The 13668-nt window shown below is 33.8% G+C and carries 6 protein-coding genes; 2 read left to right on the plus strand and 4 right to left on the minus strand.

Features of this window, described 5'->3' with window-relative positions; translation table 11 throughout:
- Window positions 1–41: 41 nt before the first annotated feature.
- The 3 genes from BM024_RS04475 to sppA form a co-directional block, all read right to left on the minus strand.
- Window positions 42–6002, minus strand: a complete 5961-nt coding sequence (locus tag BM024_RS04475) for an Ig-like domain-containing protein (protein ID WP_090678257.1) — start codon at window positions 6000–6002, stop codon at window positions 42–44.
- A 670-nt stretch (window positions 6003–6672) separates the two neighbouring features.
- On the minus strand, window positions 6673–9297 hold the full coding sequence (locus BM024_RS04480) for an AsmA-like C-terminal region-containing protein (RefSeq protein ID WP_090678258.1): 2625 nt from the start codon (window positions 9295–9297) through the stop codon (window positions 6673–6675).
- Between the two features lie 84 nt (window positions 9298–9381).
- Window positions 9382–11148: a signal peptide peptidase SppA gene (sppA, locus tag BM024_RS04485; protein ID WP_090678259.1), complete on the minus strand. Its 1767-nt coding sequence runs from the start codon at window positions 11146–11148 to the stop codon at window positions 9382–9384.
- Window positions 11149–11276: 128 nt separating this feature from the next.
- Here sppA and folK point away from each other — a divergent pair, with 128 nt between their 5' ends.
- Entirely contained in the window at window positions 11277–12404 is a 1128-nt protein-coding gene (folK, locus tag BM024_RS04490) for a 2-amino-4-hydroxy-6-hydroxymethyldihydropteridine diphosphokinase (RefSeq protein ID WP_090678260.1), read from the plus strand.
- On the opposite strand, the gene BM024_RS04495 is transcribed toward folK, so the two are convergent.
- Window positions 12382–12933: an RNA methyltransferase gene (locus BM024_RS04495; RefSeq protein WP_090678261.1), complete on the minus strand. Its 552-nt coding sequence runs from the start codon at window positions 12931–12933 to the stop codon at window positions 12382–12384. The genes folK and BM024_RS04495 overlap by 23 nt on opposite strands.
- A gap of 182 nt (window positions 12934–13115) precedes the next feature.
- On the opposite strand from BM024_RS04495, the gene BM024_RS04500 reads away from it, so the two are divergent.
- Window positions 13116–13625, plus strand: a complete 510-nt coding sequence (locus BM024_RS04500; protein WP_090678299.1) for an FUSC family protein — start codon at window positions 13116–13118, stop codon at window positions 13623–13625.
- Window positions 13626–13668: the final 43 nt, after the last annotated feature.

The following is a 13668-nucleotide window of genomic DNA, read 5'->3' on the forward strand; positions in this document are numbered from 1 at the left end:
TTTATAAAAAGGGAGAATTGGATTCCCCCTTTCCAATAAGTTTATCGAATGATATATAACCATCCTTTTTTAACTACACCATTACCTAAATCAAGTACATAGTAATAAGTACCATCAGGAACTTGTTTACCCCCTACAGTACCACCAACATTAGCCGTACCATTCCAGTCATTTTTGTAATTAGTAGCACTAAACACTAAGCTTCCTAAACGATTATAAATCTCGATATAGTTGTTATTGAAATATTCAATACAATCAATTTTAAAGAAGTCATTAGAACCATCATTGTTTGGAGAGAACTCATTGTAAATCGTTAAACAATGTGGAGTTACCTCTGCCTCTGCTCTATTGTTAGCGTTATTTAAATCCGCAGGTGTAGATGTCATAATCTCTGCAACATTCAAATAATTCCCTTCAAAATTCACTTTAGCTACTACTTTTAAAGTTGCTTTAGTATTTGAAGCTAAAGATGGAATATTCCAAGCACCTGAATTAAGTGTATAAGCACCTTCCGCTGTTGTTGCTGAAACAAAAGTATAACCGTTAGGTAATACATTTTGAACAAGAACATCAAAGAAATCAGTAGTACCCTCATTAGATACAACGATAGTAAATGTTACATTTTCATCTACAATCGGCTCTTCATTATCAACTGTCATAGCAATACCTAAATCAGAACACAAGATTACTTTAACAGCAGCTTCAAATAAGCTACTATTTGCACAAGCATTCTTATCAGTGTAATCTACCAAAACTGCATGTTCACCTAAAGATGTCCACAATACAGTTACAAAATTATCTGAAGCAGTTCCTCCAGCAACAACATCACCACCTCTAACTGTCCAAACATACTCGCTCATTCCTGCCTCTGTAGTATAAGTAAATGATTCACCTAAACAAGCTTCAAAATCCCCTACTAAAGTAGCTGGTTGATTTTCAAAAAATTTAACCTCAACAGTTAAACGTACAGAGCTTTCACAAATTGCTCCTTTAAGAGCTACATAATAAGTTGTATTATCTTTTAACAAAGTGGTTGGAGCTAAAGCTGTACCACCATTTTCAGTTAAATACCATACAACATTATTTTCATTAGTAATCAAATCTGCAACAGTTGCATTTTGACTTGCACAAAATATTTGTACAGTGTTATTTGTAGTTGGAGCAACTTCATCTTTAATACTAACATCAACAGCTAAACGAGTAGAGCTTTCACATCCTTCTTGAATAATAGCAGCGTAATAAGTAGTACCACTTACTAAAGCTACAGTAGAATCTAAAATAGTTCCTCCCGTTGGAGAAGTAAACCATTTCACATTGCTTTCTTTAGCTACTAAATCAGCTACTGTTGGATTATCTACTAAACAAAACTCTTGTTGCGTTGAATCTGTTGTTGGAGCTGGAACATCTATAACGGTTACTTTAACCGCTAACCTAACTTCACTTTCACAAGATCCAAAAGAGATTACACCATAATAAGTTCCAGTAACAAGAGGTGTATTTGCATTTAAAACAGTTCCTCCTGTTGCAGTTGCATACCATTTAACACCTGATTCATTCACATTAATAGAACCAACTGTAGGTCTATCAACCTTACAGAATGTTTGAGAAGAGTTATCAGTTGTTGGCGTTGAAACATTCGACACCAAAACTTTAACTGCTAAACGAATAGCACTCTCACATCCACTAGCATCTACTAAAGTTCCATAGTAAGTCGCACCATCAACCAAAGCAGTCGTAGAACTTACTACAGTACCTCCAGCTGCAGCAGTATACCATATAACTCCATTTTGATTAACATCAATCTCTGCTACTGTTGGATTATCAACTGTACAAAACTCTTGTGTTGTTTTAGTAGTTGTTGGAGTTGCAGGATTGTTAACAATCACAGTAACCTCTAATCGAACAGAACTCTCACATCCGTTAGATACAGAAACAGCATAGTATTTATTTCCATTTACTAAAGCAGTATTAGGAGTCAAAGCAGTTCCACCAGTAACAGATGTGTACCATTTAACAGCAATCCCAGTAACTTTTAAGTCGCTTACTTTTGGTGTATCAATAGCACAAAAAGTTTGAGTCGTATTAACCGTAGTTGGTGTATTCACATCTGTTAAAGTAATCGATACCTCTAAACGAATAGCCGACTCACAAGTTGTTCCACCACCTAAAACTCCGTAATATTTTACTCCGTTTACTAAAGGTGTAGCATCGCTAAGGATAGTACCGCCTGTAGCATCGCTATACCATTTAGCTCCAATTTGATTAGTTACAATATCAGAAACCGTTGGTTGATCAGCAACACAGAATGTTTGAGCTGAATTACCAGTTAACAATTCACCTTGCGAAAGGTTAACAGTAACTTTTAATCTTGTAGCACTCTCACAAGTACCTACAGAAGAAGAAGCATAATAAACACCGTTTGCCAATAAAGTAGATGAAGCCAAAGGCGTTCCTCCATTAGGTGTTGTATACCATTGAACATTTGTACCCGTAACATTTAAGTTAGCTACTGTTGGTGCATCAGCAGCACAGAAAGCTTGAGTAGTTTGAGTAGTTGTAGGAGTTGGCGCATCAGAAATCAATACAACCACTTCTTTCAACTCACCGTCTTTATTCTCACATGTATCTGCATTACTTGCTGATACAAAATAAGAATATGTTCCTATAGCTAATCCGCTAATAGTTAATTTTCCTTGCGCATCAATTGTATAAGTTGCACCATTTACAACCATTCCTGAAACGATTGGTTGTGTTTTGTTATTACTAAAATACCAGTTAAATACAACAGGTGTCAAAACCGATGTTGGAGTAATAACAACAGCATCTGACAAACAAAATTCAGAACCACTAACTGTAATTGAACCTGCAGAACTTGTTTTCTTAACAGTAAATTCAATTTTAGTTCTATCTGAAATGTTTGTTTCACAATATCCCTTAGCAACAAGACCTAAATAATAGATATGCTTACCAGTAGATAAATTGTGTAATGTAATTTCATTAGAAGTAGCATTTGGAAGGACTTCTACAACTCCATTAACTTCTTTATACCATACATATTCAACATCTTCTAAATTTGTATCAACAGTAGCTTTTAAAGTAACATCACCACTATCTGTACAAATTTCCATATCGTTACCTCCATTTACTGTTACATCAAGTACAGCATCAGCAGGAACTCCTTCTTTAACAGTAACATTCACTACTGTTCGATCGTAGTTTTCACATCCATAACGAATAGGTTGAATATAGAATTTATAATCTCCAGCAGGTAGATTAGCAGGAATTGTATACTTATTACCAACTGCTAAAACTTTTCCTCCTTTTTCTGCATCATACCATTTATAAGTTGTACACTCATCTTTAACTTCAAAACTTAACTCTTGATTTTGACAAGCTTCAATACTATTATCAATATCACTTCCAATAATTTTAGTAGCAGCTGTTCTACTTATTTCATGAACTCTTAAGAAATCTAAAACGTTCACCACACCACCTAAGCGAATGCGAACACGGTCGTAAACACCATCTTCTGGAGCAATTAAAATTCTTGTAGAACCATTATTCAAAAGTCTCAAATCTAATAAATGATAATCACTATGAATAACACCACCTACTTTTGCATCTCCCAAGTAACGTTGAATTTCTAATCCTTTAATTAAACCTAAAGTCAATACAACACCTGGTTTAGAAATATCTAAACGCAATGTATCACCAGGCTGAGAAGGTGTATGGAACACAGTTGTCATTTCAGTAGCAGCCAATACGTTTACACCAGCAAACATAGTTGCATAACTACTAGGGTTTTTATCTGCGACATTCCAAGCATCTGAAACACCAACTGTTGCAGTTAAAGCACCAATACCTAAATCAACAACACCATAAAGTATATCTTGAATATCTTTACCATCACACGCTAACTGAGTAGCCACTTCATGATAATAAGCACCATAAACTTTTGCATTTTGAGCAACGCTTAAAAGAGCACCTATAGAAATACGAACACCATCATAATCCTTTGCTCCACCAATTGTAGATGGCACAAATGTATATTCAACAATATTTTGCCCCGGTAATAAATTTAGCAATGCACCCGAAACTGGTTTTAGAACCCCCACATCAATTGCATGTCCTAAACTATTTCTTTTCGTTCCAACGACAGAAATACCTCCTGCCAATGACAACAAGCTATATTCAGGTCCTAACTTAATAGTTACTGGAGTTCCCGCAGGAATTGTATGATCCCACTGTAGCGTTTGCCAAGTAGTTCCAATTCCCAACAACCCTAAACCGGTTGTAATAGTTGAATGTGTTTGAGGATTTCCGTCTATTGCATTATTTTGATTCGAAACCCCACCTGTAATTATAGATCCCCAAGAGGATTTAGTAGCATAATTACGAGCAATTAATGGAGGACAATCATCTGGGTCAATCACATTAATATGAACATAGTGAGTATTTAAACACTCTCCATTATCAGCAACAACCGTATAAGTATAAGAACCCGCAGTATTAAAAGGACCAACTTTTAAATTAGTAATTTTCTTACCATCGTTATCATACCAGGTTATTGTTGCATCTGATGTCGCTTCTAAAGTAATAGACTCTCCAATATTTAAAGCACTATTAGGAGTCTTTACAGTTAATATTGGCAAAGGAAGAACAGTTACATTTACAGTAACACGATCATTTGGACAAAACCCATTACCCTCAATTCCTTTTATTTGATAAATACCAGACTGAGTAATATTATTAGCTAATTCTGCAGAAATAGCATTACCATCCATATCAAAAAACTCGTAGTTAATGTTGTCTTGAAGATTTGGAACCGCATCTCTTAAACTAACACTTCCACAACCCTCTAATGCAAGCTCTGCACTATAAGAAGTAAATTGGATATCAAAAATCTTAGTTGTTTTAGTTAAATTCAAGTCAACAGCTGATTTCAACACTACACGCACTTCATCAAAAGCTGCATTTGGGTAAAAAGGAATTCTTGCCTTTTTGTTACTGCTTAATAATCCAAGAAGGTCTAAACTTAAAAAGTCTTTATTAACAGGTTTTTCATAAACTATGCTCCCATTACTCAATGCTTGAACACTTATTGCGTCTGAATTCAACCCTAACTGTAACAATGCAGGATTACCTACTTGCATAGTTAAATGAAATTGCATTTCATTGGTTAGAGGAGTCTCTAATTTGATAGTTTGGCTAATTTCACCGGCAACTGCAAGGAGTCCTAAACTAATTTCAGAAAATGAATTTGGATCAGAGTCTATAGCTTTATAAGCATTTGTTACTCCACCACGAGCTAAACCTAAAGCATCAAGAGTTAACAGTCCTCCGTTAGCATCATAATAAGTATGCAATATTTGATTACATGGATCGCTTCCCGTAGAAGTATAAGCATTATAAACTTCTGTAAAATTTGATGAACCTAATAAAAGTGCTCTTGTTTTATCTTGAATAACAATTTTGTTGTAACTCTGTGACGGTTTTAAAGCTAACAAATAATGCCCATGTTGATTCTGAACCATTCTTGAACGGTCTGTGAAATGATTTAAGTTGTTACTTAAAACTTTCAACCTTTCTTGATTTGCCTCATATGCTCTAACATCGAAAAAGTGATCTCCTAAAATCACGGTTCCTAGAACATCGGCTAAGACGGTTCCTAACCCACCACCTAAAATGGCATTTAAAACATCTGGATTAAAGCCTAATCGAATGTAAGCTTCTTGATTTGCTGGAATAGTATTTGGAAAAGTTAATTCCAACTTACCTTCATAAGCTCCTAATCCTAATGCTAATCCACCATACGATTTTACTTTTGCGAACGAATTATCGCTCGATAAAGCATTTGTAGGGTTGTCAACATGCGAACCAACTGCATTATGCGGGTACACATAATTCACCTGTGCATAACCCGCTTGCGCGACCATGACAGTTGTTGCCGTTCCTAGTATTAAATTCTTAATACTGGACAGCAACGTCTTCTTTTTGCTCATACCTAATAATTTTTGTTTAATATTAATATAAATCCATGGGCTCCTATCTCCATAGATAATTCATTCATAAATAATTATTGATACTGATCAACAATTAATATAGAACTTTGCTAGTCGTTAGATGTATAAAATAAGGGAAACCGAATTTTAATGAATAATCACAAATTGTGAATTCAGATCTAATTTTTATCAAAGTATTAATATGATAATCAGTAAAATTCGTTAGTAAGGTAAAATGCTTGAGCATTTCTTCAAAAAGACAGATTATAAGCCACTTAACTCATAACCACCCTTTAATATTGGCGCAAATATACTCTATTTTGCGAATATATAAAACAAAAAAGAATGAGATACACGAAATAGAGACTTTGTTGACATTCACATTTTGTTATGCATTTGAATACCAACTTGTAACAAACCTCGATTTTTAAATATGCTTATAATAAGATTTTAGAAACTCTTCTAAATACTCAAAAGTTATGATAAAAAACAACAGATTCAAAAAACATCCATTTCACAAATACTAATACAAACCCAATAACATATAAAATTATAGTTTATCTTTATTTTATTTACATTCTCTAACAGATTCATAAAAAAAGCTAAGTAATAAAAGAGATTTCTAAACATCTCTTTTATTACTTAGCTTTTACCTTATTAACAATTATCTCTACTTCTTTTTACCAAATAAGTCCTTCAACCCTTGTTCCACTTTATTCTTCACTTCCTCTTTCACTCCTTTAGGTTCTTCCGGTATATTTTCACCATCCGACTTAACTTCTTTCTTTTTACCAGCTAACAAATCTTCCAATGCATCCTTTCCTTTATCTAACAACTGGCGTTTTTGTTGTTCTAAAATTTGATTCGTAACTCCTTGGACTACTTTGGACAGATCCGTTGTTACTTGTGGTTTTGAAAAACTACCCAACAAGCCCACTTTTACAGGAATTGCATCTAATTTATTTATATCAGACGGAGACAGTTTTGCCAACAAACCTTCTACATCATCTCCTAAATATTTTACTGGAACATTGAAATCTAAATTATAGTTAATACTTTGATCAAACCCATGTTCACCTTGAACCACCACAGCGACATCTTGATATTTTAAATCAAAAGGTTGCACTTGAACTTTTCCTTCTTTAAAAATCAAATGCGCCTTTAAATTGTTTAAATTCAGTTTTTCTAAATCAATAAAATCCACTTTATCAGTAAGAGTACTCAATAATTTAGAGTTTTCTGGTTTTATAGTAGTATTCAATAATTGACCTAACAAATCACCCGTTAAAGAACTCATTACTGGAGACATTGTCTTCGAATCTAACTTCCCTTGTAATGTAACTGTAGAATTTATCTTACCATTCAACACTCCAGCAATTGGAGCTATCGCTTTTAAAACATCAAGTCCCGTAAAGGCTTTTCCAATATCTAATGCTTTCATTCCTAATGTCATATCAAAATCAGGCACAGTCTGTTTTGTTGATATACTTCCGTCAAACGCAATTTTTCCGTCAAATACATCCGTACTCATATTTTTCAACAAGGCTTTTTGATCTTTGATTATTAACGTTCCCACTACATTTTGTAACTTTAAATCATCATATACCACTTGCTTCGCATTTGCCTGAATAGTACAATCTAAAAAAGCAGGTATTTTTAAGGGTTCTGAAACACTCTTTGAGACTGCTTCTTCAGATGATTCAGAAGTTTTCGCTGCTTTATCATCCGCTTTTAAAACATCTGAAACTACAAAATTATTAGATCTTACATCAAAATTACCTTTTAGATTTTGCTTGCTAAACATAAACCCATAGAAATTATCTAAAGTGCCCGTGGCAGACACATCCGTAGTTCCTGTTTTTAAACGTAAACTATTTAGTTTAACCTGACTAGGATTAAAAGTCAACGCAGCTTCTTCTATCTGTAAAGGTTTTGCCATTTCATCTGACTCAAACTGAAAACCCGTTAAGCTAATGGTTCCTGAGTTTTGAATGTTTTGATATTGATTTTTCTCCACAGATTCCATATCAAAGCGAGTAGCTACATTTGCTTTTAGGATACCTGTCAACGGTTTTTCTAATTTTACTGGATATGCCTTTGTAACATTTGCTAAATTAATCACCCCATTTAATTTCGCGTCTACTAATGCATTTCCTGAAAGGTTACGAATATTAGCAGATGCATTGAACACATCTTGATCTATTTGGAAAGACAGCTTATTCAACAATACATAAGTATCATTCATCAACCCTGTCTCATTGATTATTTTAGCGTCCAATATGATTTTCTCAACAGATTTTGGTAAATCAGGATATTGAAATGAAGCATTGCTTGAAGCCAACTGAATATCTAATTTAGGGATTGTGGTGTCTGTAAGAAGTCCTTTAACCCTCCCCTCTACTCTGAAATCTCCTGTGGTTTTCACATTGCTAATGTTACCCGCATATACTTCTGGCACTAATCCTAAAAAGTTTTTAAACGAAGAGTCTGGAGTTCCAAAACTCAAATCATACGCCTGTCCATCTTCTAATAATTTCAGGCTACCATCAAAGCGCAAAGGTAGTTGATTGATTAAAGCTTCATTATCTTTAAAAACATACGTATTCGTATTTAAGTCCATACCGATAACCGCCTTTAAACCCAGCTTCACTTCATTTAAAAATCTAGTACCATCTTTTTCAAATGATAAAATTGCTTTCGTTTCTGTATCCAAATCGAGTACATTCGCTGCCAAATTTCCACTTCCATTGTGATATAAGTCTTTTATAGTAAAAGCCATTTTTGAAGCTTCATCTACATAACTTACAGCTATATTTTCTAGTACATATTTATTCAATGATAATGAAAAAGGTGCATTATCGTCCTTTTCTGAAGATTCTTCTTCATCTACAATAGCAATGTCGTAGTTGGTAATCCCTTCTTTATTAACTACTATATTCACAAACGCATCGCTTACTCCAATTCCCTCAATATGCATAGGGGTATTTTTTCCTTTAAACAACTCCATCACCGACATCCTTAATCCAATATCTGATGCTTTAAACAAAGTATCTCCCTCAAATGGAGCCTTATTCACTATACTTAAATTTTTTATAACTATGGTTGCTTTTGGAAAGCTTTTAAACAAACTTAAATCAACCTCATCAAAAGCTACATTCGCATTCAAATTTTTATTAATAGTCTCTACTACTAAATTCTGGACTTTTCCCTTAAATAGAAACGGGGTAGCCACCAATAGCAATAGCAGTAAGAGTACAAAACCCCCAACCCATTTTAAAACTTTATTCTTTTTCATATTCATTTTTTTACAAAGTAAAAAAAAATGAGCCAACTTCCCTAAGATAGTTGGCTCATTTTCAAATGTATTGTTAGTGAGTTCTTATTGAATATTTATTTCACAAGGCATTAGTGCTTGAACACCTTTCGCCTGATTGAAATAATTTAATCTCTCAATCAATTCAAAGTTCTCTGCTCCTATTTTCTCTTTCAATAATTCATCTTGAGTTTTTAGTATAGACGCTCCAAAGAAACCTCTTAGCATATCTTCAAAATTAACTTCATATTCTGGATAGTTAACTACTTTATAAGAATCGATTTCCACTTTCTCTGCTGCATAAGCAATAGCTTTCTCCAAACCACCAAATTCATCGATTAATCCATTCTCTAAAGCATCTACCCCAGTCCATACACGTCCTTGCGCTAATGCATCTACTTGATCAAAACTCATATTTCTACCCGCAGCAACTCTTTCTACAAATGTTTTATAAATTTCTTCAACACCCTCAGTAATAATCGCTCTATTTTCTGGATCCAATGTTTGAAAAGGACTATAACCTACTGAAAGATTATGAGTTTTAACAACCTCTGCATTTACTCCAAATTTAGTTGCCACATCCTTAAAGTTTGGAAGCACACCAAATACTCCAATAGATCCTGTTATTGTAGTCGGATCTGCAAATATTTTATCAGCATTACATGCAATATAATATCCTCCTGAAGCGGCTACATCTCCCATTGAAACGATAACAGGTTTTACTTTTTTAGTCAATTCAATTTCTCTCCAAATAATATCTGAAGTCAATGCGCTTCCTCCTGGACTATTTACACGCAATACGATTGCCTTAATCTTGTCGTTTTCTCTTGCTTTTTTCAATGCTCTATTTACTGACCCTTCGCCAATATGACTCACTCCACCTTCTCCACTTAAAATCTGACCTTGTGCATAAATAACCGCTATTTGGTTTTTAGAGGTATTTGGTTTCATGTCATTCGCAGCAGATTTAGCATAGTCTAGAACATCAATCGTATTATAATCCTTATCCTTTGCCACTCCTAATGCCTTTTTAATACCAGCATGAAACTCATCCACATAAACCACTTTATCCACTAATCCTACAGCTAATGCTTTCTGAGGTGTACGAGCTGATAAATGATTTGCAATACCGTTTATAGAATCAATTGCTATATTTCTGCTTTTAGAAATATCTTCTGCAATAGTATTCCATATAGAGGTTAAAAACACGGTTGTCTGCTCTCTATTTGCCTCACTCATATGGTCCTCTAAATAAGGTTCCACCGCACTTTTATATTTCCCATGACGAATCACATCCATCTTTATACCAGTTTTTTCTTGCAATCCTTTCATATAAAGAATTTCAGTAGCCAAACCTTTAAAGTCTAAAGCCCCTACTGGATTTAGATAAACCGTATCAGCAACAGAATTCATGTAATACTCGCCTTGCGTATATACATCTGCATAAGCAACAACAAACTTTCCAGATGCTTTGAAATCTTCTAACTTTTCACGGATAGCTCTACGTTGTGAAATTCCAAGCATAGTTTCATTGTTGATGATAGTTATCCCCTTAATCTTATCATCTGTTTTCGCAACTTCTATAGCATTAATTATATCCGATACTCCTTCTGGACTTGATTCTTTATAATTAAAATCCTTATAGTTAAACTTACCTGCATAATCATACTTCACTTTTGATAAATCAAGTTTAATTACCGAATTATCTTTCACCATCACCGTTTCACTGCCACTGCCTAAAACAGCACCTATAATCAGTATTCCAAAAAAAAGGATACCGAAAAACAAAAACAACCCCACCAGAGTCGCTAATACATTTCTTAAAAACTTCATATCTTGTATTTTTTATAATTTGTCGTCAAAAGGTCTATAACGTTACATCTATTTAAAAAAATTTAGCATTTCACAATTCTCTTTATAACGCAAAATCCAATTAGTTTTAGTTATTTTGCCTACTTATTATGCAACATCAAATCATACTTTCATTAGGCAGTAATCAAGGCAATCGAATTCAAAATCTCGAAAACGCCCTCTTACAAATACACCAAACCATAGGAACTGTTATTCGAGTATCACCTGTATACGAAACTCCGTCATGGGGTTTTGACAGCGATTCTTTTTACAATTGTTCTCTATTAGTTCACAGTCATTTTTCTGCTATTAAAATACTACAAATAGTATTGTCTATAGAAGAAAAATTAGGCCGTATTAGAAGTCAACAGTCAGGATATAGTGCTAGAATTATAGACATAGACATCATTGCTTTTAATGAAGAGGTATACGATTTAGAAGAATTGCAAATTCCGCATCCACTCATGCAACAACGAAAGTTTGTACTTCAACCTTGTGCAGACTTACAAACTGATTGGATACACCCACAACTTAACATGAACTTTCATGAACTATTAGCACTATGCAAGGATCCCTCTTCGTGTACTAAAACAGGAGTATTATCTCAACCTCTTGACATCTATAACTTCCAATCTATTAATTTCCTAGCGATTGAAGGTAATATTGGGGCTGGAAAAACCACATTAGCTCACAAAATAGCAGAAGACTTTAATGCAAAACTGATATTAGAAGGTTTTGCAGACAATCCTTTTTTACCAAAATTTTATAAAGACAATGCCCGATACGCATTTCCTTTAGAGATGTCTTTCCTTGCCGATAGATATTCCCAACTTTCCGATGACTTGGGGCAATTTGAGCTTTTTAAGGAGTTTATAATCTCTGACTATTATATATTTAAATCTTTGATTTTTTCTAAAATCACTTTAGAAGAAGATGAATACCTACTATACAAACAAGTTTTCGATATCATGTATAAGAAAACTCCAAAACCAGATTTATATATTTACCTCTATCAAAATACAGACAGACTCCTCGAAAACATTCAAAAAAGAGGAAGAAGTTATGAAAGTGACATCCCTGCCACGTATTTAGACCAAGTGAATCAAGGTTATTTTAATTACGTAAAAACCCTACCCGAAGGTAAGGTTCTCGTAATTGATATTTCTGATTTAGACTTTGTTGAAAATCAAAAAGACTATTTAGTTATTTTAAACGCTATTCAACAGAAACTGAAGTAGTATCTATCATTTGTTGAAACAAATCCCATAAGACTATTCCTGCACTTACTGCGATGTTTAATGAATGCTTTGTTCCCAATTGAGGTATTTCAATCACACCATTACATAAATCTATTGCTTCTTGAGACACACCTTTAACCTCGTTTCCGAATATCAAGGCATATTTCACTTCTTGTTCTACTTCGAACTTATTCAGCATAATACTTTTCTCAACCTGCTCTATGGCGTATACTGCAACACCTTCGCTCTTTAATCTATCTACAACCGTTATCACGTCTTCAACATACTCCCATTCTACTGTTTCTGTAGCACCCAATGCCGTTTTATGTATTTCTTTATGAGGTGGTTTAGCCGTAATTCCACATAAATAAATTTTTTCAATCAAAAACGCATCACTGGTTCTAAAAACAGACCCAATATTATGCAAACTTCGAACATCGTCTAAAATTACGATGATTGGCATTTTATTAGAATCCTTAAACTCATCTATATTTTTACGTTCTAATTCACTATTGGCTAACTTTCGCATACTATTTTGTATTTATCTTGCAAAAATAACCATTTATAAAAGCTTTTTCAAAATCAGTTCCTCTATAATTACGAATGCTCTCTATTGATTTATTGTGATTAGAGTTAAAGATTGTGAAATCCCTAGTTTTAAAACATAAGGCTTGTTATTTTTGCTTTTTTACATTTAAATTTCAAAAAGTTTTGAGTTCTCCCATTAAGTTTATCATTACATCTCCTCCCATTATTTATGCAACACGTTGTGTTTTAGGCTTTTTAATAGGATATGAACTATATATTCGATTCCCAGAATATGAACTTATGTGGACCTTAATTAGTATTATATTAGTAATTTCCCCCGAAGGAAAAGATTCTAGGAGATTATCTATCGAACGTTTTAAATCTAATCTAATAGGCTCTATAGTAGGATTATTTTGTTTGCTTTTACATGCTCCTACTTTTAGTATTACCATTTTAGGAATATTGGCCACCATTGGTATTTGTTATATTTTTAAAATAATGAATATGGCCCGTGTTGCACTTGTTGCTCTACTAATCATTATGGTGCAACCCCATTTTGAGCAAGCTGAGATAGCACCATTTGCAAGAATTATTTCTGTTACATTGGGGTGTTTTATAGGTCTACTAATCACTGTTCTTACTTCAATGGGAATTCGAAGTCTTAAGAGACATTACAATATCCCATTAAACTAAGCATATTCAATATTACCTAGATTAGAATACATGTCTAAACTAT

It is taken from the genome of Myroides guanonis (genome assembly GCF_900114085.1).
Classification (GTDB): Bacteria; Bacteroidota; Bacteroidia; order Flavobacteriales; family Flavobacteriaceae; genus Flavobacterium; species Flavobacterium guanonis.

What these genes read in the sequence shown, in the direction of transcription:
- BM024_RS04475 (WP_090678257.1), bottom strand. Translation starts at nt 6,002, where the DNA reads ATGAGCAAAAAGAAGACGTTGCTGTCCAGTATTAAGAATTTAATACTA.
- BM024_RS04480 (WP_090678258.1), bottom strand. Translation starts at nt 9,297, where the DNA reads ATGAAAAAGAATAAAGTTTTAAAATGGGTTGGGGGTTTTGTACTCTTA.
- sppA (WP_090678259.1), bottom strand. Translation starts at nt 11,148, where the DNA reads ATGAAGTTTTTAAGAAATGTATTAGCGACTCTGGTGGGGTTGTTTTTG.
- folK (WP_090678260.1), top strand. Translation starts at nt 11,277, where the DNA reads ATGCAACATCAAATCATACTTTCATTAGGCAGTAATCAAGGCAATCGA.
- BM024_RS04495 (WP_090678261.1), bottom strand. Translation starts at nt 12,933, where the DNA reads ATGCGAAAGTTAGCCAATAGTGAATTAGAACGTAAAAATATAGATGAG.